This window comes from Streptomyces sp. NPDC045778, from assembly GCF_056431945.1.
Genome location: NZ_JBWKJZ010000003.1, coordinates 383,895 through 401,196, shown reverse-complemented (window position 1 = coordinate 401,196; position 17,302 = coordinate 383,895). Strand labels below are relative to the sequence as shown.

Genomic DNA, 17,302 nt, shown 5'->3' with positions numbered 1-17,302 from the left:
GGCCCGGTCGCTCATGGTGAGCGTGCCGGGCCGTTTCCCGTGACGACGCTGCCGCATGCGAGGCCGAGCCCTAGAAGTGGAAGGCAGTCGTCGCTTCGAGGGCGGCGCGGCCGGTCGCGACCCGGTTCACCGGCGCGTTCGTGTCGGCGTAGCCGAAGGAGACGCCCACGAGCAGTTTGCCTTCGGTGACGCCGAGTTCGGTCCGGACGGTGTCGCCGTAGAAGCTGAGCAGGCCCTGGGGGCAGCTGTCCACGCCGTACGCGGTCATGGCCAGGAGCAGGGTCTGCAGGTAGGCACCGACGTCGGCGGCCAGTCGTGCTCCGCCGTCGCCGGTGACGAACAGGAACGCGGCGTGCGGCGCGCCGTAGAAGCGCAGGCTCTCCGCGTCGTACGCCGCGCGCGCCGCGTGGTCGTCGGGGCCGATGCCCAGCGCTCCGTACAGCTCGGCACCGAACTCCGCCCGCCGCTCCCGGTGTACGGGGGCGTACATGCTGTCGGAGTACGGGAAGTCGGCCGAGGTGCGCCGCGCGGCGTGGGCCGCCCGCAAGGCGTCTGCCAGGCGTTGGCGCCTGGCGCCGCCGACGACCTCGATGCGCCACGGTTGCGCGTTGGAGTTGGAGGGCGCGGCGCCGGCCAGGGAGAAGATCGCGCGCAGGGTGTCCTCGGGCACGGCATCAGGGCGGAACGCGCGGGTCGCGCGGCGCCCTCGAATCAGCCGCTCCGCGTAGTCGCTCAGCTCGGTCGTGGCCAGTTCGTTCATCGACACTCCTCAAGAGCCTGCAAGTAAACGGTTCCGTTTACCTTCAAACCGACCCTAGCAAGCCACCGCTCCTTAAGTAAACGAGTACGTATACTTCCCGCATGACCACGGAGCCCGCGACGTCGCGGCGGCAGGGGCGCGGCGGACGCGAGCGCATCCTGGCCGCCGCCGCCCATCTGTTCGCCACCCAGGGGATCAACGCGACCGGCATGGAGCAGGTCGCCGAGCAGGCGCCGGTGTCCAAGCGCACCCTCTACGCGCACTTCCGGACCAAGAGCGACCTGGTCGTCGCCCATCTCCAGGACCTCGCCTCCTCGGGTCGCACCCTGGAGAGCGCGCTGACGCGCGAGGACGTCCCGGCGCGCGAACGGATCCTCGGACTGTTCGACCAGCCCGCGGCGGACGAGGCCCCGGTGCGCGGATGCCCGTTCATCGACGCCGCCGCGGAGTTCCCCGACCCGCGGAGCGCGGTCCACGCGTATGCCCGCGAACAGAAGCTGCGGATGGCGCAGTTGGTGACCGCGCTGGTCACGGAGTTGGGCTGCCGTGAGCCCGCCGCGCTCGCCGAGCAGCTGGTGACCCTCGCGGACGGCGCCGCCAGCCGCGCCATGGTGCTGGACGACGCGAACTACGGCCGCCACGCGCGGGCCGCGGCAGAGGCCCTCCTGGACCACGCCCTGCCGGGCGCGAGCTGACAGGAAAAGCCCCCTCACATCCCCCACGACAGCCCCGCCCATTTACTTGTATGCTCACAATGATGTTACTAACACAAGTAAATCGGAGCCGCGTCATGCCCGAAGCCCCCTCCCCACGGCCCTGGCTCGTGCTCGGCATCTGCTGCATGAGCCTGCTGATCGTCAGCCTCGACAACACGATCCTGAACGTCGCCCTGCCGGCCGTCCAGCGCGACCTGCACACCTCGGTGTCCGGGCTGCAATGGACGGTCGACGGCTACACGTTGGTCCTCGCGAGCCTGTTGATGTTCTCCGGGTCGACCGGCGACCGCGTGGGCCGCCGCCGGGTCTTCCAGGTGGGGCTCGTCGTCTTCACCACGGCGTCCCTGCTGTGCAGCCTCGCCCCCGGGCTCGGCTGGCTCGTCGTCGCGCGGATGCTCCAGGCGGTCGGCGGCTCGATGCTGAACCCCGTCGCCATGTCGATCATCACCAACACCTTCCCGGACGCGCGGCAGCGCGCCCGCGCCATCGGGGTGTGGAGCGGTGTCGTGGGCATCAGCATGGCCGCGGGACCCATCGTCGGCGGAGCCCTGGTGGAGTCGATCGGCTGGCGGTCCATCTTCTGGCTCAACGTGCCGATCGGCCTGGCGGCGCTGTTCCTGACCCGCAGGTACGTACCCGAGTCGCGGGCCCCGCGGCCCCGCCGGGCGGATCCGGTCGGCCAGATCCTCATCGCCGTACTCCTCACCGCGCTCACGTACGCGATCATCGAGTCGCCCCACCACGGCGCGGGATCGCTCCTCGTCGTCGGCTGCGCGGCCGCGGCGACGGCCGCGCTGCTCGGGCTGCTGTGGTACGAGCCGCGGCGCAGTGACCCGCTGATCGACCTGCGCTTCTTCCGGTCCGCACCGTTCTCGGGAGCCACGGCGATCGCGGTCGTCGCGTTCGCCGCGCTCGGCGGCTTCCTGTTCGTCAGCTCGTTGTACTTGCAGGACGTGCGGCGGTACGACGCCCTGCACGCCGGGCTCTTCATGCTGCCCATGGCGGCCATGGCGCTGCTGGCGGCACCGCTGTCCGGCCGTCTCGTGGCCTCGCGGGGGCCGCGCGCTCCCCTGCTGCTCGCCGGCGCGGCGCTGTGCGCGAGCGCGGTCCTCCAGGCCCTCACCTACTCCGAGCGTCTGCCGGTGAGCGTGCTCGTCGTCGCGTACCTGCTCTTCGGCACCGGCTTCGGCCTGGTCAACGCGCCCATCACCAACACCGCCGTGTCGGGGATGCCCCGTTCGCAGGCGGGTGTCGCGGCGGCGGTGGCCTCCACCAGCCGGCAGATCGGCCAGACCCTCGGCGTGGCTGTCATCGGCGCCCTCATGGCGGGGGCCGCCCGCACGGACACGGCCGCCTTCGTCGACGCGGCCCGTACCGCGTGGTGGATCGTCGCCGGCTGCGGCGCCACCGTGGTGATCCTCGGTACCCTCACTACCGGCCGCTGGGGCCGGGCAACGGCGCAGCGCACCGCGCGGCAGTTCGCTGCCGAGCAGACCAAGGAGAAACTGAACGCCTGATGGAGCGTCCGCACGCCGACAAGGGCCCCGAGAGGGACGACGACACCGCCAGGGCGGCGGCCCGCGCCTGGCAGGGGCTGAACACGCTCCTGCTGGAGCGCCACGACCTTCGCAAGACCGTCGCCGAGGCCCTCGGCATGAGCTTCAGCCGCGTCCGGGCGTTGCGCCGCCTCGCAGCGGGTCCGCTCAGCCTGCGCGAACTGGCCGAGCGGATGGGCTCGGATCCGCCCTACACCACGGTCATCGTCGACGATCTCGTGCGGCGCGGCCTGGCCGAGCGCATCACCAACCCGGCCGACCGCCGCTCCAAGCTGGTCCACCTCACCGAGGAGGGCCAGGAGAAGGCCGACCGCGCCACCGCCATCCTCACCACGCCGCCCGACGCCCTGCTCGGCCTGCCCCGGGAGGACATCGAGGCGCTCGACCGCGTCGTGGCGAAGCTCCTGGGCTGACCCGCCCCGCCCGACCTCCTCGCGGGCAGGCCGAGTTCGCCTACTTGCTCCGCAAGGTCCCCAGCGGACCGGACTCCTGCGCGAGGGCGGTGGCCGCCGCCTTCCAGCCGGTGTCGTCGCCGAGGAGGGCGCCGCGCAGGAAGGCCGTCGTGAGGTGCTGGATCAGGGCGACGCGCGCGGGGCTCTCGTCCGTCGTCTCGGCGACCTCGTGGCCCACGATGCCGCCGAGGGAGTGCTCGGCCCCGAACAGCGTGAGCAGGCTCTTGTCGCCCGGGCTGTAGGTGTAAGGGTCGGTGAACCAGTCCGGTCCGCGCGTGGACAGGGCGGAGTCGTCACGGTCCCCGGCGACGACGAGGGCGGGCGCGGTCATGGTGGCGAAGGACGGCCGCATGAAGGGCAGGTGTTCGGCGGCGAAGGGGGTCAGGCCGTCGCCGAGCCCGGTCAGGGCGAGCAGTACCCCTGCCGTGACGCGCGGATCGGACAGGTCCTCACCAGGTACGCCGTCGGCGTCGAGGACCCGCGCGCCCAGCAGCGTGCTGGCCGTCTGGGCTCCCCAGGAGTGCCCGGCCACCGCGACGCGTTCGCGGTCGACACGTCCGGCCAGGCCCGGCACGGCGGCTTCCAGGGTGTCGAGCCCGTCCAGTACGCGCGTGAGGTCCTCGATCCGGATGCGCCAGATCCGTGGCGTACGAGGGTCGTCGGCGGGGATGCCGAGCGTCCTGGAGTCGAGGTGGGTGGGCTGGACGACCACGAAGCCGTGAGCGGCCCAGTGGTCCGCGAGCGGCGCGTAGCCGTTCATCGACCAGCCGAAGCCGTGCGAAAAGACGATGACGGGCAGGTCGCCGCCGGTCGCGGGGGCGGACACACGGACTTGGAGGTCCTCGCCGCGGCCCGGGGCGGGCAGGACGACGGGCTTGGCGGATATCACCATGGCGTGCTCGGCCTTCTGCGCGTGCTCGGCCTTCTGCGCGTACGTGGTGTTCGAGTCGGGCATGTAAGTGCCTTCCGTTCGGTGTCTGCGCGTCGGTGTCCGCGCACTCTGGGGTTCAGCGGCTCTCAGGCGCGGTGGGCCCGGTGGTGACGGCGCGTGAGCCAGGGCCCGAGTGGGGCGTCACGGGCATGGCGGCCCGCCCACCGGTCTGCCATCATGAATGAAACGGAACCTTGCTCCGCTAACGATACGGAGCACAGTTCCGCTTTGCAAGGCCGACGAGCAGGAGGAGTGCCCCAGTGAGCGACAACGGCCAAGTCCCGGGAGGCCAGGGCGAGTCCAGGCGCAAGGACGCCCGGCGCAATCAACAGACCCTGCTGGACGCGGCCGCCGCGGTCTTCGTCACCTCGGGCGTGGAAGCACCCGTACGCGACATCGCCGCCAAGGCCGGCGTCGGGATGGGCACGGTCTACCGCCACTTCCCCACCCGGGCGGAGCTGATCATCGCCGTCTACCGCCACCAGGTCGACGCCTGCGCCGAGGCGGGCCCTGCCCTGCTGGCCGCCGAGCCGACCCCTCACGCCGCCCTGGGCAAGTGGGTGGACCTGTTCGCCGACTTCCTGGTCACCAAGCACGGCCTGGCCGCCGCCATGCGGAGTGACGCTGCCGGCTTCGAGACGCTGCACGCCTATTTCCTCGACCGCCTCCTGCCGGTGTGCGCCCAACTCCTCGACGCCGCCACCGCCGCAGGCGAGATCCGTCCAGGCCTCGACGCCTACCAGCTCATGCGTGGCATCGGGAACCTCTGCATCGGCGCCGAGACCGACCCCCGCTACGACGCGCGCCGCCTGGTCGAACTCCTCGTCGCGGGGCTGCGGCAGCCGCACTGACCGCCGCGCCCCGCCCGGGCCGCGGGAGAGGGCCCGGGTCGGCCTCGCGCTCCGGGGCGACCGCTTGACTCATCTCACGGGTCACCCATCAGCTCGTCGTGGGCGTGGCCTCGGTGCTGTGCTTCCGGGGCGGGGCGGAGGAGTCCGCCTGGTCGCTCATGCCGTCGACCGCCGCTCGCGCCGCGGCCACGAAGGCCGCGATCGCCGGATGGCTGCCGCCGCCCGCGCGGAAGGCGACCTTCGACCGGCGGAACAGCGGCAGCTTGGTCAGCCCCACCCCCTCGGGGCCCCGCGCGGTGGCCATTTCCGGTACGAATCCCGCCCCCTGCCCGGTGGCCGCCAGGGCGAGGACGGTGCGGAAGTCGTTGACCTGGTGGCGGATCCTCGGCTGGAAGCCGGCTGCCTGGCAGGCGCGCACGGCCATCGCGTGGCCGGTCGTGCCGTCCCGCGCGGTGATCCACGGGGCCTCGGCATAGGGCCCGAGCAGCTCCGCCAGCGTGTCACCGCGGCCGGCGGCCCCGGTGACGGCGGCCGTGACGAGGTACATCGGCTCATCCAGGAGCGGGATCTCCTCGACCGTGGTGTCGGGTGACGCGGGGACGAAGTCGTAGTCGTGGACGAGGGCCACGTCGAGTTCCCCGGCCCGCAGGCCGTCGGAGACGCGCGCGGAGTCGATCTCCTGGACCATCGGTTCCAGTCCCGGATGCCGCTGGACCAGCTCGGCGAGCGCGGCGGCCACGATCGTGTGACCGCCGGAGGGGAAGGTCCCGATGCGCAGCGGCCCGCCGACGCCCTCCCGCGCGCTGGCCAGCTCGGCCACCGCCAGTTCGAGGCGTTGGAGCACCGCGTCGGCGTGGGCGACGAGGGTCCGGCCCGCGGGCGTGAGGACCACCCGCCTGCCGCTGCGCTCCAGCAAGGGCACGCCCGCCTCGCGTTCGAGGACGCCGAGCTGCTGGGAGACGGCGGACGCGGTGAAGGTCAGCGCCTCGGCCACGGCCGCGATCGTGCCCCGTCGGTCGAGTTCGCGCAGCAGGGAGAGACGACGCACATCAAGCATAAGTTCAGCTTAGGCATACAGATAGAAATCGGAAATGGATCTACCGGGTCGGTGTGGGCCAAGGTGGGGCCATGAAGCCCGAACCGAACATCAACGGCCTGTACGTCCCCTTGGTGACCCCGTTCACCGACGATCTGCGCCTGGCCCCGGACGCGCTGGCCCGACTGGCCGACGAGGCGCTGTCGGCCGGCGCCTCCGGTCTCGTCGCCCTCGGCACCACCGGCGAATCGGCGACGCTGAGCGAGGAGGAGAAGCGGACCGTGGTGCGCGTCTGCTCGGCCGCCTGCCGGGCGCACGGCGCCCCGCTGGTCGTCGGAGTCGGCACCAACGACACCGCGGCCGCCGTCGAGTCGCTGCGCGAGCTGGCGGCCACCGGCGACGTGGCCGCCGCGCTGGTGCCCGCCCCGCCCTACATCCGGCCCGGTGAGGCGGGGACCCTGGCGCACTTCACGGCACTGGCCGAGCAGGGCGGCGTACCGCTGATCGTGTACGACATCCCGTACCGCACCGCGCAGCCGCTCAGCGCGGGGGCGATCGACGCGCTCGGCCGGCTGCCGGGGGTCGTGGGGATCAAGCACGCGACCGGCGTGATCGACGCGACCACCGTCGAGTTGCTCGGCTCTCCCCCGCCCGGATTCGCCGTGCTCGGCGGCGACGACGTCGTCATCTCGCCGCTCGTCGCGGCGGGCGCCCACGGCGGCATCCTCGCCTCGGCCAACCTTCGCACCGCCGACTACGCCGAACTGATCGCGCTGTGGCGTCGCGGTGCCGCGGAGCCCGCCCGCAGACTCGGGGCCGACCTCGCCCGTTTCTCGGCCGCGCTCTTCGCCGAGCCGAACCCGACCGTGATCAAGGGTGTGCTGCACGCGCAGGGGCGCATCCCCAGCCCGGCCGTCCGGTTGCCGCTCCTCGCCGCCTCCCCCGGCGCGGTCCGCCGGGCGGCGCTGCTGGCCGACGGTCCCGCTCTGCACGCGGCCCCCGTGTGATCCCGGGTGGTCCCGGCGGGGCGCGGCCATGGTTCCGCCGCCCTCGCGCCACGGTCATCCGTCGAGGAAGCGCAGCAGCTGGGCGGTGACGAACTCGGGATTCTCCTCTACGAGCCAGTGACCTGCCTTCGGTACGTCCACCGCCCGCACGATGTTGGTCATGCGCGGGGCCACGGTGCCCCGGATCGCGTCGAGTTGCCCCTGGGCGGTCATGAGCAGGGTCGGGAGGCGTACCGGTGCCGCGGCCGTGGTGTCGCGGACGTCCTTGCCGAGGGCGCGGTAGAGCGCGAAGCCGCCGGACAGCGCCTTGGGGCGGCTGTAGGTCCGCGCGTATTCGTCGACCTCGGCGGCGCTGAACGGGGACCGGTCGGAGGTGCCGCCGAAGGCCGAGCCGCCGAAGGCGACCTGGGGGTAGAACAGGGCCAGGTACGCGCGGACGTCGTCGGCCACGACCGCCTCGGGGACCCGGCGCTGGGCGTGGAAGGCGATGTGCCAGCTCAGTGAGCGGTAGGCGGCTTCGTCGACCGCGGGCCCTGGCAGCGGCAGGTCGAGGTAGCCGAGCCGGGTGGTGTCGTCGGGGAAGGTGGCGGCGTACTGGAAGGCGACCGCGGCACCGAAGTCGTGCCCGACGACGGCGGCGTCCGGCACCTTGAGCCGGTCGCTGATCAGCTGGTGCACGTAGCGTGCCAGGGTGGCCTTGTCGTAGCCGGTCGGTGAGCCGGTGCTGTCGCCGAGTCCGGGCAGGTCGACCGCGTAGACGGTGTGGTGTTCGGCCAGCTCCGGCATGATCGGCCACCAGCCGTACCAGGTCTGCGGCCAGCCGTGCAGCAGCACCACCGGCGGGCCGCTGCCGCCCTTCACATAGTGCATGCGTACGCCGTCGACGTCGGCGAAGCCATGGCGGAACGCGCCTTGGAACTTCGGATCGTCGCGAGTGGCGGAGGTGTGGGAGGGCGGGTCGGTGGACGGCGCGGTGCAGGAGGCGGCGCCGGCTGTCAGGGCGAAGGCGAGCGCGGCGGCCGCCGCGCTTCTCGCGAACCGCGGGGGGCGGCGGCGCGACACGGGTGTCATGTGTTCCTGCCTCAGAAGGTGTTCCTGCCTCAGAAGGTGTTCCTGTCTCAGAAGGTGTTCCTGTCTCGGAAGGTGTTCCTGTCTCGGACGAGGGGGCGGGCGGGTCAGCGTCCGGTCGAACCGTCGATCAGTTCGCGCAGGATGTCGGCGTGGCCTGCGTGACGGCCGGTCTCCTCGATCATGTGGGTCAGCGCCCAGCGGGCGGACGGTGCGGGCTTCTTCGGCCGGGACCGCGGGAGCGGTGCGCCGAGGTCGGCGCACCGGTCGAGCACCTCGTTCGCGCGCGCGACCGCCTCCCGGTAGCGGGCGAGCACGTCGGCCACGGTGTCCGCGGCCCCGGCCTGGAACGTCGCCTGCCAGTCGGGGACGTCCTCGCCGAGGAAGAGGGCGCGCTCGACGAAGGTCAGGTGGTGGAGCAGGCCGAGCAGGTTCGTGCCCGACGGGACGGCGGCCGTGCGGGCTCGCGGTTCGGGGGTGCCGTCGACCTTCGCGGCGATCGAGGCGCGGAGGTAGTCGAGGAATCCGCGCAGGACTTCCGTCTCGCTGCTTCCGGTGCGGGGTGGCGGGGTGTCGCGGCGCATGGGGGCGGACATGGCGTCTCCTTCCCTTCGTGGGCGGCGACGGTGACCGCTGGGCACCAGGGGGTGCGGCGGGCTTCCGTCGGTGTGCGCCCAGTCTTGGCAGACGCGCTGCGATCCGGCACGGAATCTTGCGGTTCCGCAAGTGGAGCCCATACATCCGCGGACCGCGCTCGACCGCGGACCGCGCTCGACCGTGGGCCGCGCTCGACCGTGGGCCGCGCTCGACCGCGGACCGCGCTCGACCGCGGACCGCGCTCGACCGTGGGCCGCGCTCGACCGTGGGCCGCGCTTGGCCGTGGGCCGTGGCGCCGGCGTGTCACGCCGGTCCCGGCACCAGCGCCACCGTCTCCGCCGTCGCGTGGTTGGCCGGGACGTCGATGCCCTCGGGTTGGTCGGTGCGTTGGTCAGTTCGGCGACCGTGTCCGGGGTGCTCCGGCGGGGTGCGGGACGTGCGGTCACGGCCGACGATGATCAGGGGCGGGCTCACCGAACCGCCGGAGCGGAGCGGCACGTCCCGGCCGGGTGGCGCTAGTGCGCCGCGAGCCTCTCCACCAGGCCGATCCCCCGGGCCAGCAACTCCCGCTCCTCGCCCGTCAGTTCCGCCTCGATCGCCCGCGCGAGCCAGTCCGCGCGCCGCCCTCGCTCCTCCTCCAGGAGCGCCTGGCCCGCGGCGGACAGCTCGACCAGGCTCTTACGGCCGTCGGTGGGGTGTGCCCGGCGCGTGATCAGCCCCTGCTCCATGAGCAGGCCGACGGCCCGGGCCATGGACTGTGGGCGTACGCGCTGATCGGCGGCCAGCTCGCTGGTCGTCATCGCACCGCTGCGGTCCAGGGCGCCGAGGACGGCCACCTGGCCGTGCGGCATCTGGTCCTCGAGCTTCACGCGCCGCGTGAGCTTTCCCATCGCGGTGCGCAGTTCGGCCGCGACGGCGGCGGATTCCGGAAGGGGCATACCGAATTTTAACGCAGCGCAACTGCGCAGCCAGGCTGAGCAGCGCGACTGTACAGCACAGCTAAACAGCCAGACTAAACAGCACAACTGCACAGCAGTGCTGTAGAGTCTTCGCGTCGGGTCCAGCGCCACCGTCGTCGCAGCCGAAACCCGGCACACACGCGACAAGGGGGAGGACTCCCATGACCGCCATCACCTCCGTCACCGGCCGCCGCGTCCTCGACAGCAGGGGCAATCCCACCGTCGAGGTGGACGTGGAACTGGCCGACGGATCCCTCGGCCGGGCCGCGGTTCCCTCGGGCGCGTCGACCGGCGCCCGCGAGGCCGTCGAGCTGCGCGACGGCGACCCGGCCCGCTGGCACGGCAAGGGCGTGGACCGCGCGGTGCACCACGTCAACACGGAACTCGCGGCCGCCGTCACCGGCCGCGAGGCCGAGGACCAGGCAGGCCTCGACGCCGCCCTCGTCGCCGCGGACGGCACCCCCACCAAGTCCAGGCTCGGCGCCAACGCGATACTCGGGGTCTCCCTGGCCACCGCCAAGGCCGCGGCCGCCGCCCACCGCCTGCCGCTCTACCGCTACCTCGGCGGCTCCGACGCCCGGCTCCTTCCCGTGCCGATGATGAACATCGTCAACGGAGGCGCGCACGCCGACAATCCCCTGGACTTCCAGGAGTTCATGATCGCCCCGATCGGCGCGGAGACCTTCGCCGAGGCCGTGCGCATGGGGTCCGAGATCTTCCACACCCTGCGCCGCGACCTCCTCGCCGCCGGGCACTCCACGGGCGTGGGCGACGAGGGCGGCTTCGCCCCCGCCCTGCGCACCGCCGAGGAGGCCCTCGACTTCGTGGTGACCGCGGTCGAGCGCACGGGCTACCGGCCGGGCGCGGACGTCGGCCTGGTCATGGACCCGGCGTCGTCCGAGTTCTTCCGCGACGGCGCCTACGACTACACCGGGGAGGGCGTGCGGCGCACCCCCTCCGAGCACGCCGACCACCTGGTCAAGTTGATCGACGCCTACCCCGTCGTGTCGATCGAGGACCCGATGGCCGAGGACGATCTGAAGGGCTGGCGGGACCTCACCGCGCGCGTCGGGGCGCGGTGCCAGCTCACCGGCGACGACGTGTTCTGCACGAACGAGACCCTCCTGCGCGAGGGCATCGACTCCGGCGTCGCCAACTCGGTCCTGGTGAAGGTCAACCAGATCGGCACCCTGACCGAGGCTTTGGCCACCGTCCGCGCCGCCCACCGGGCGGGTTACACCGTCGTGATGTCGCACCGCTCGGGAGAGACGGAGGACACGACGATCGCGGACCTGGCGGTGGCCACGGGCTGCGGACAGATCAAGACCGGGTCGCTGTCCCGCTCCGACCGCACGGCCAAGTACAACCAACTGATCCGCATCGAGGAGCAGTTGGGCGCCGAGGCCCAGTACGCGGGCGCGGCGGCGCTGCGCCGCTAGCGCGGGGCGCCTCCCCGCCGCCCCCTTCGGTCAAGGCACCGTGTCCCGAGGCGCTTCGGTGTCCAAGGCGGCGAGGACCAGGGCCGCGCCGTCGTCCCCGGCGGCCACCGCGTGGCGGAGCACCCTGCGCAGATAGGGCCGGTCGGCCTCGGTCGTGAGGACGGTGGCGAGCGCGATCGCCGCCGTGGTGTCTCCCGCCTCCGCCGCCAGGCGCCACTGCGCCGCGGCTTCGGCCGGCCGGCCGGTCTTCCGCAGGACGTCGCCGAGGTACAGGAGGGCGTCGCGGTGCCCCTGGGCCGCGGCCTGCCGGAAGAGCGGTTCGGCCTCCGTGAGGCGGCACCGCGCGGCGAGGAGGAGGGCCAGGTTGTACGCGGCGCTGCCGATGCCGGCTTCGGACGCCGCGCGGTACAGGGGTTCCGCGAGGTCCGGGCGGTCGGCGTCCCGGTGGAGGTTCGCCAGGTTGTACTGGGCGCGCGCGTCCCCCAGGCCGATGGCGCGGTGGTACCAGGCCGTGGCTTCCTCCGGCCGGCCGGCCGCCTTGAGGAGGTTGGCCAGGCAGAGCACCGCTTCTCCGTCGCCTTCCTCGGCCCGGCTGCGGAACAGCGGCTCCGCCTCGGCCCACCGGCCCTCCTCCATCAGGAGGATGCCCCAGTTGAGCCGGGCGTCCGCGTCACCCGCCGCGTACGCGCGGGCGTAGGCGGCCATGGCCTCATCGGACCGGCCCGACTCGGCGAGCAGCACCCCCAGGTTGAACTCGGCGTCGGCCGCTCCTCCCAGCGCGGCGCTGCGCAGGCACGTCTCGGCGTGGGCGGACTCTCCCCGGTCCTTCAGGAGCAGTCCGAGGTTGTTCCAGGCCGTGGCGCTCCCGCGCCCTCCCGCCTCCTCGTACATCGCGATCGCCTCGTCCTCGTGGCCGGTGTCCTTGAGCAGATTGCCCAGGTTCAGCAGGACACTGGCGTCCCGCGTGTCCGCCTGGGTGCGGTATACCCGCTCGGCTTCCTGGTGGCGGCCGAGGTCGGCCAGGAGGACGCCCAGGTTGTTCGCCGCCCTGCGGATCCCGGCGTCCGCCAGCATCCGCCAGAGGAACACCGCCACAGAGGGGTGCTCCCGGTGTGCGGTGAGTGCCACGGCGAACATCTCGTCGATGTCGTCTGCGGCCTCCATCGCCTGGAACCAGGTGAGCGCGTGCACCGGCACGCCTGCCCGCCGCGCGTCGGTCAACAGCTGCGGATGCACCTTCCAGGCGTCCTCCCCCGCCGGGAGCAGCATGCTGCTGACCCCGCAGCGCACGGTGCCGGCCCAGGCGAAGGCGTCTCCCGCCGACTCCGGGCGCAGCAGCGTTCCGCCGCTGTCGGCGAGATACAGCCGATGGGCGTCGAGCAGCACGCCTGTGGTCAGAGGCCCCTTGAGGCCCGCCCTGGTCAGGTCGATGGCGGCCCGCGTCAGGGCGGCCCCGCGGGGTTGGCCGCCCGCCCGGTCGGCCAGCTCCAGTTCCAGCCACAGTCGACGCGCCACGGCGAGGCACTCGGCGACTCCCATGGCGGGGTGCATCTCCGCGGCCCGTACCACCAGGGGGTCCCGGGACGCTCGCGCTCTGGCGCGCTCCGCCGCGCTCCAGCGTCGCTTGAGTACGAGCGGACGCAGGTGCCCCAGCACCGCCGAGCCGCTCCGGTGCCCGTACGCCGCCGAGTCGACGGTGGCGAGGACGGTGGCTCGGGAGCGCAGCAGCAGCCCCAGCTCGCGGACCCCGAGTCCCCCGTCTTCGAGGTAGTGGTGCGCGTCGTCCAGCCACACCACACACCGCTCGGCGGCCTCGGCGATGTCTCCCGCCAGCGTGGGGACTTCGGCACGGGAGGCGGGTCGTACGAACCTGTGGTCGGGCAGCTCGGCCCGCATGGCTTCGTAGAGGGTGCGGGTCTTGCCCGCGACGGAGTCGCCCACCAGCAGGAATGCCCCGCCCGACACGGCCGCCGAGCGGAGGCCGGGGCGCAGCACCCGGTCGACGTCCCGCTCGACGTAGGCGGGCAGGGTGCCGTCGTCCCGGCTGGTGGTGACTCCCGCCTCGATGGGCGTGGTGTGCGAGACGCGGGGCCAGGCGGACGTTCCCGCCCTCGCGGCCGCTCCAGGCCCTTGCCCGACGTCCTCGGACGCCGCTGCCGCCCGCCGCCTCAGGGCGAGCAACTCCCCGTTCGGCAGGCCCAGTACGCGGGCCAGTGAAGCGACCGTGCGGTGGGACGGAGCAGGCGCGCCCTCCTGGAGGGCCGCGTGCACGGTGGTGCGGCTCAGGCGCGCCCGGAGGTGGAGCTGCGTCTTGCCCAGGCCACTGCGGGCGAGGCCGTCGCACAACCGGTTCCGCAACTCGGTGAGCGCCTGGGCCGGGGTCAGCGCCTGAGCGGCCGCCTCGGCTGCCTCTGCCGCCTTGCGCGATGATTTCAGGTCCTGACGCACGTGTACTCCCCCGGGCCGGGCGGTGTTCCGCTGTGCTCATCATCGCCCGCCGGAAGGCCGCCGCCACGGGTTCCTCTCAACGGCGGCGCCGAAGGGCGGTCACACCACCTCGCCACTGCCGTACGGCGCGTACAGGTCCAGCAGACGGATGCGCGCCGAGCGCAGGCGGCGGGCCAGGGTGCCGCCCACCCAGTGGGCGATCGCGACGCCGAGCGCGGAGTCCTCCTCGCCCATGGCCCGCACGGCCGCGGCGTCGAACTCGTAGGCGCGCACGGGGGACACCGTCTCCGCGCCCAGGTGCCACACGGGCGGGCCGAACAACCAGGACCAGCCCACCAGTTCGCCGTGCCCGAGGGTGTCGATGACGGCCGCGCGGCGCCCGGGCACCTTCATGTCGAGGGCGATCGCGCCGGTGCGCAGGACCCAGAAGCGATCGGCCCGCCCGCCCTCGGAGAACAGGCGCGTCTCCTGCGGGACGGAGACCTCGCGCGCGACGCTCATCAGCCGCTCGCGGTGTTCGAGGGGCAGCGACCGCAGGGCACTGGATGCGGACGAAATATTCATGCCGTCCTCCAAGGAGAGCAGGTGAACTCTCCTACCAGCATGATCACGCCGTCCGTACGACGCCAAGGGCCGTTCGGCCCCTCCGTCCTGCCGCCCGGCGCCCCAGGACGCTCCAGGGCCACGCCGCGCACCGCCCCGGCGACCCCATCGCCCTTGCGATCTTCGCGCGCACTCTGCACGCCGAAATCGCGACTGCGCGGCCCCGGCGAGGCCGCGCAGTCGGTGACGGGCAGTCGATCAGACCCTTGAGCGGGAGCTGCCGGCGAGAAGCATCATCCCGCCGCCGGCAACCTGATCACCCGTCACTTCCCTCTCACTCAACGGATATTGACGTCGATGCAGGCGTAGAACGCGTTGGCCGTGTCGCCGATGTTCCACACCGCGAGGACCTTGTGCCTGCCGGTGAAGTTGCCGAGGTTGACCTGGTGCGACACGGTGGCCGGCGGCTGCTGGTTGCCGCCGTCGATGGTGGCGACCTTGGTGCCGTCCACGAAGTACTCGTAGTTCGCGGTGCGGTGCCGAGCGGTGAACTTCCAGGTGAAGGTCTGGGTCCTGCTGACGTCGCTGACCCGCCAGCCCTTGCTGTCATCGTTCAGCTCCGCGAACCTGGCGTTGCCGCCGTGACAGCTGCGCAGGCCCTTGGGGCCCTCCACGCTCTGCGGTTCGTACTTGATCTGACCGCACGACACCGTGCCCGCCGCGCACTGCGCCTGGCGGCTCGCCGGCGCGTTGACGTAGCCGTGCGCACTGGCCGAACCGGTCGGCAGCGTGAGGGCGAGGACGGGCGCCAATCCGGCGCCGATCGCGGCAGCCAGCTTTCGCTTCTTGTCCATGCGTACGTACTCCTTCACGACGTTGCTCTATGGGGGGCGTGAAGTGCTCTCGTGGGGGGTGTGGGGCGCGGACGGAACACTGCGGGCGGTGAGACCAGATGTTCACGACGGCCGATTAGTCTGGACCATAAACTTTGGCAGACCACGGTCAAGAGTGGTTTCGGGCCACTTCCGCGGAGCACGTTCCCGGGGACCCGGCACGCGGTACCCACGCAGGTCGGCACGCACCTCATACGCGGCACGGCGGCCAACTCGTCCTGCCAACAGGACGGTTGGGCCAACGCGTCAGGACGTCAGCGGAACATCAGCGGGACGTGAGCGGTTGTCACCAACCTGGCCAGGTGGCGCCGCTTGGTGTGAGAACGCGGCAGCTGCTTACCTGAAAACAGAGGAGCGAGCGGCGAACCCGCGTGCCCGTCGCCACCGTCTTGCCCTCTGGACCAACGTGGAAGATAGAGGTGCCCTAGCCCATGCAGCCGACCGTTGAGAGCGTTCTCATGACTCAGCCTGTGCTGGTGACCGTTCACGCATCGGACCCGATCTCCCAGGCCGGAGTGGTGAGCCAGCTGCGGCAGTGTCCGGAGATCGTCCTGACGGACGAGGACCAGCGGGACCGAGGCCGGGTCGCCTTGTTCGTCGTCGGCAGCGTGGACGAGGCGACTCTGGTGAGCCTGCGCAGACTCGTCCACGCCGAGAACGTCCGGGTGGTTCTGGTGGTGGACCGGATGCGCGGGGCGGACGTGCTGGATGTCGCGGGTTGTGGTGTCACCTCGATCGTGCGGCGGCGGGAAGCCACCCCGGCGCGGCTGCGGCGGGCCGTGCTCGCCGCCCACCGGGGTCACGGTGACTTACCGCCGGACCTGTTAGGCCGGCTCATCACCCGGATGGGGCGGCTCCAGAGCAGCGCCCAAGGCCCGGCCGAACTCCCCGCGGCGGAGATGACAGCGCGGGAGGTCGACATCCTCCGGCTCGTGGCGGAAGGGCTCGACACCGCGGAGGTCGCGGCCAAGCTCGCGTACTCCGAACGGACGGTGAAGAACGACCTCCAGAGCCTCACCTCCCGGCTCCACCTGCGCAACCGGACGCACGCGGTGGCCTACGCGCTGCGCGCGGGCTACATCTGAGACCTGAGGCCTCGGGGCTGAGGTCTGAGGGCTGAGGCTCGGGTCTGCACCTGTGGTCTCAGGCCTGTGGCCTGAACTCTGCGATGACGTCCGCGGTCGAGGGGGGGCTGGACCACTTCCTCGTCCAGCCCCCGCTCCCGTTCATGTCCCCCTCCCCGTCCCTATCCGACGGCCACCGCGCCACGCAGCGCCCCGCGCAGCACCTCGATCACCTCTGCCGCGCGCGAGCTGAGGTAGAAGTGGCCGCCGCGGAACTCCCGCAGGTGGAACGCGGCTGTGGTGTGGGCGCGCCACGCGTCGGCTTCCCCGACCGTCGACTTCGGGTCGTCATCACCTATCAGAGCGGTGATCGGGCAGTCGACGGTCGCGTCCACGGGGCCCTCGTACGTCTCGATGGCCCGATAGTCACTGCGGATGGCGGGCAGCACCATGCGCAGCAGTTCCTCGTCGCCGAGCACCTTGGCGTCGGTGCCGCTGAGGGCCTTCACGTCGGCCAGGAGGCCGTCGTCGTCCCGCTGGTGGACGTGCTCGACGCGCCGCGTCGAGGGTGCCCGCCTGCCGGAGGCGAACAGCATCGCGGGGGTGTGGCCGTCCTTCCCGAGCCTGCGGGCGACCTCGAACGCGATGATCGCTCCCATGCTGTGCCCGAAGAACACCACGGGCCGGTCGAACAGCGGCGCGACCACGGGCGTTATCCGGTCCGCGAGGACGCCGATGTCGTCGACGTTCGGTTCGTTGCGCCGGTCCTGGCGGCCGGGGTACTGGAGTGCCGTCACATCGCTGTCGTTCGCGAGCGCGGCCGATACGGGGTGGTAGAAGGACGCCGATCCACCCGCGTGCGGGAAGCACACGAGCCGGGCCGGGGCGTCGGGTGCGGGGTGGAACCGGCGGAGCCAGAGGTCGCTGCCGTCGGTAGCTGTCATGGGTGTCGTCCGTTCTGCTCTGCTGTCGTTGACGAGTT

At 72.3% G+C, this 17,302-nt stretch carries 17 protein-coding genes; 7 read left to right on the top strand and 10 right to left on the bottom strand.

Going from position 1 to position 17,302, the window contains the following annotated elements; translation table 11 throughout:
• Positions 1–70: 70 nt before the first annotated feature.
• The gene (locus AC07GB_RS06085) at positions 71–760 is read right to left on the bottom strand and encodes a nitroreductase (protein ID WP_478842032.1); all 690 of its coding nucleotides are present in this window, start codon (positions 758–760) and stop codon (positions 71–73) included.
• A 101-nt stretch (positions 761–861) separates the two neighbouring features.
• Here AC07GB_RS06085 and AC07GB_RS06080 point away from each other — a divergent pair, with 101 nt between their 5' ends.
• The 3 genes from AC07GB_RS06080 to AC07GB_RS06070 all read left to right on the top strand — a co-directional run bounded on the left by AC07GB_RS06080 (position 862) and on the right by AC07GB_RS06070 (position 3,445).
• Positions 862–1,455, top strand: a complete 594-nt coding sequence (locus AC07GB_RS06080) for a TetR/AcrR family transcriptional regulator (protein ID WP_478842031.1) — start codon at positions 862–864, stop codon at positions 1,453–1,455.
• Positions 1,456–1,550: 95 nt separating this feature from the next.
• Positions 1,551–2,993, top strand: a complete 1,443-nt coding sequence (locus AC07GB_RS06075; RefSeq protein WP_478842030.1) for an MFS transporter — start codon at positions 1,551–1,553, stop codon at positions 2,991–2,993.
• Entirely contained in the window at positions 2,993–3,445 is a 453-nt protein-coding gene (locus AC07GB_RS06070; RefSeq protein ID WP_478842029.1) for a MarR family winged helix-turn-helix transcriptional regulator, read from the top strand. Before AC07GB_RS06075 ends, AC07GB_RS06070 begins: the two co-directional genes overlap by 1 nt.
• Before the next feature lie 40 nt (positions 3,446–3,485).
• Here the strand turns inward: AC07GB_RS06070 and AC07GB_RS06065 are convergent, their stop codons facing one another.
• Positions 3,486–4,376, bottom strand: a complete 891-nt coding sequence (locus AC07GB_RS06065; RefSeq protein WP_478842076.1) for an alpha/beta hydrolase family protein — start codon at positions 4,374–4,376, stop codon at positions 3,486–3,488.
• Between the two features lie 299 nt (positions 4,377–4,675).
• On the opposite strand from AC07GB_RS06065, the gene AC07GB_RS06060 reads away from it, so the two are divergent.
• The gene (locus AC07GB_RS06060) at positions 4,676–5,266 is read left to right on the top strand and encodes a TetR/AcrR family transcriptional regulator (RefSeq protein ID WP_478842028.1); all 591 of its coding nucleotides are present in this window, start codon (positions 4,676–4,678) and stop codon (positions 5,264–5,266) included.
• Between the two features lie 88 nt (positions 5,267–5,354).
• Here AC07GB_RS06060 and AC07GB_RS06055 read toward each other — a convergent pair whose 3' ends face one another.
• The gene (locus AC07GB_RS06055; protein ID WP_478842027.1) at positions 5,355–6,323 is read right to left on the bottom strand and encodes a LysR family transcriptional regulator; all 969 of its coding nucleotides are present in this window, start codon (positions 6,321–6,323) and stop codon (positions 5,355–5,357) included.
• A 71-nt stretch (positions 6,324–6,394) separates the two neighbouring features.
• On the opposite strand from AC07GB_RS06055, the gene AC07GB_RS06050 reads away from it, so the two are divergent.
• Positions 6,395–7,309, top strand: a complete 915-nt coding sequence (locus AC07GB_RS06050) for a 4-hydroxy-tetrahydrodipicolinate synthase family protein (RefSeq protein WP_478842026.1) — start codon at positions 6,395–6,397, stop codon at positions 7,307–7,309.
• Between the two features lie 54 nt (positions 7,310–7,363).
• Here AC07GB_RS06050 and AC07GB_RS06045 read toward each other — a convergent pair whose 3' ends face one another.
• The 3 genes from AC07GB_RS06045 to AC07GB_RS06035 form a co-directional block, all read right to left on the bottom strand.
• Positions 7,364–8,380 carry an alpha/beta fold hydrolase gene (locus tag AC07GB_RS06045; protein WP_478842025.1) on the bottom strand — a complete coding sequence of 339 codons (1,017 nt, stop codon included), beginning with the start codon at positions 8,378–8,380 and terminating at the stop codon, positions 7,364–7,366.
• A 104-nt stretch (positions 8,381–8,484) separates the two neighbouring features.
• Positions 8,485–8,973 (bottom strand): DinB family protein, encoded by a 489-nt coding sequence (locus tag AC07GB_RS06040; RefSeq protein ID WP_478842024.1) that lies wholly within the window; start codon positions 8,971–8,973, stop codon positions 8,485–8,487.
• Between the two features lie 516 nt (positions 8,974–9,489).
• The gene (locus AC07GB_RS06035; RefSeq protein WP_033265204.1) at positions 9,490–9,912 is read right to left on the bottom strand and encodes a MarR family winged helix-turn-helix transcriptional regulator; all 423 of its coding nucleotides are present in this window, start codon (positions 9,910–9,912) and stop codon (positions 9,490–9,492) included.
• A 182-nt stretch (positions 9,913–10,094) separates the two neighbouring features.
• Between AC07GB_RS06035 and eno the strand changes: the two genes are divergently transcribed.
• The gene (gene eno, locus AC07GB_RS06030) at positions 10,095–11,372 is read left to right on the top strand and encodes a phosphopyruvate hydratase (RefSeq protein ID WP_478842023.1); all 1,278 of its coding nucleotides are present in this window, start codon (positions 10,095–10,097) and stop codon (positions 11,370–11,372) included.
• A 30-nt stretch (positions 11,373–11,402) separates the two neighbouring features.
• Here eno and AC07GB_RS06025 read toward each other — a convergent pair whose 3' ends face one another.
• The 3 genes from AC07GB_RS06025 to AC07GB_RS06015 all read right to left on the bottom strand — a co-directional run bounded on the left by AC07GB_RS06025 (position 11,403) and on the right by AC07GB_RS06015 (position 15,217).
• On the bottom strand, positions 11,403–13,820 hold the full coding sequence (locus tag AC07GB_RS06025) for a tetratricopeptide repeat protein (RefSeq protein ID WP_478842022.1): 2,418 nt from the start codon (positions 13,818–13,820) through the stop codon (positions 11,403–11,405).
• Positions 13,821–13,919: 99 nt separating this feature from the next.
• On the bottom strand, positions 13,920–14,384 hold the full coding sequence (locus AC07GB_RS06020; RefSeq protein ID WP_478842021.1) for a Crp/Fnr family transcriptional regulator: 465 nt from the start codon (positions 14,382–14,384) through the stop codon (positions 13,920–13,922).
• Positions 14,385–14,701: 317 nt separating this feature from the next.
• The gene (locus AC07GB_RS06015) at positions 14,702–15,217 is read right to left on the bottom strand and encodes a lytic polysaccharide monooxygenase auxiliary activity family 9 protein (RefSeq protein ID WP_478842020.1); all 516 of its coding nucleotides are present in this window, start codon (positions 15,215–15,217) and stop codon (positions 14,702–14,704) included.
• 515 nt (positions 15,218–15,732) lie between these two features.
• Here AC07GB_RS06015 and AC07GB_RS06010 point away from each other — a divergent pair.
• Positions 15,733–16,341 (top strand): helix-turn-helix transcriptional regulator, encoded by a 609-nt coding sequence (locus AC07GB_RS06010; RefSeq protein ID WP_478842019.1) that lies wholly within the window; start codon positions 15,733–15,735, stop codon positions 16,339–16,341.
• Between the two features lie 161 nt (positions 16,342–16,502).
• Here AC07GB_RS06010 and AC07GB_RS06005 read toward each other — a convergent pair whose 3' ends face one another.
• Positions 16,503–17,264, bottom strand: coding sequence for a thioesterase II family protein (locus AC07GB_RS06005; RefSeq protein WP_478842018.1), 762 nt, complete (start codon positions 17,262–17,264; stop codon positions 16,503–16,505).
• Between the last annotated feature and the right edge of the window lie 38 nt (positions 17,265–17,302).

What these genes read in the sequence shown, in the direction of transcription:
- AC07GB_RS06085 (WP_478842032.1), bottom strand. Translation starts at nt 760, where the DNA reads ATGAACGAACTGGCCACGACCGAGCTGAGCGACTACGCGGAGCGGCTG.
- AC07GB_RS06080 (WP_478842031.1), top strand. Translation starts at nt 862, where the DNA reads ATGACCACGGAGCCCGCGACGTCGCGGCGGCAGGGGCGCGGCGGACGC.
- AC07GB_RS06075 (WP_478842030.1), top strand. Translation starts at nt 1,551, where the DNA reads ATGCCCGAAGCCCCCTCCCCACGGCCCTGGCTCGTGCTCGGCATCTGC.
- AC07GB_RS06070 (WP_478842029.1), top strand. Translation starts at nt 2,993, where the DNA reads ATGGAGCGTCCGCACGCCGACAAGGGCCCCGAGAGGGACGACGACACC.
- AC07GB_RS06065 (WP_478842076.1), bottom strand. Translation starts at nt 4,376, where the DNA reads ATGGTGATATCCGCCAAGCCCGTCGTCCTGCCCGCCCCGGGCCGCGGC.
- AC07GB_RS06055 (WP_478842027.1), bottom strand. Translation starts at nt 6,323, where the DNA reads ATGCTTGATGTGCGTCGTCTCTCCCTGCTGCGCGAACTCGACCGACGG.
- AC07GB_RS06050 (WP_478842026.1), top strand. Translation starts at nt 6,395, where the DNA reads ATGAAGCCCGAACCGAACATCAACGGCCTGTACGTCCCCTTGGTGACC.
- AC07GB_RS06045 (WP_478842025.1), bottom strand. Translation starts at nt 8,380, where the DNA reads ATGACACCCGTGTCGCGCCGCCGCCCCCCGCGGTTCGCGAGAAGCGCG.
- AC07GB_RS06040 (WP_478842024.1), bottom strand. Translation starts at nt 8,973, where the DNA reads ATGTCCGCCCCCATGCGCCGCGACACCCCGCCACCCCGCACCGGAAGC.
- AC07GB_RS06035 (WP_033265204.1), bottom strand. Translation starts at nt 9,912, where the DNA reads ATGCCCCTTCCGGAATCCGCCGCCGTCGCGGCCGAACTGCGCACCGCG.
- eno (WP_478842023.1), top strand. Translation starts at nt 10,095, where the DNA reads ATGACCGCCATCACCTCCGTCACCGGCCGCCGCGTCCTCGACAGCAGG.
- AC07GB_RS06020 (WP_478842021.1), bottom strand. Translation starts at nt 14,384, where the DNA reads ATGAATATTTCGTCCGCATCCAGTGCCCTGCGGTCGCTGCCCCTCGAA.
- AC07GB_RS06015 (WP_478842020.1), bottom strand. Translation starts at nt 15,217, where the DNA reads ATGGACAAGAAGCGAAAGCTGGCTGCCGCGATCGGCGCCGGATTGGCG.
- AC07GB_RS06005 (WP_478842018.1), bottom strand. Translation starts at nt 17,264, where the DNA reads ATGACAGCTACCGACGGCAGCGACCTCTGGCTCCGCCGGTTCCACCCC.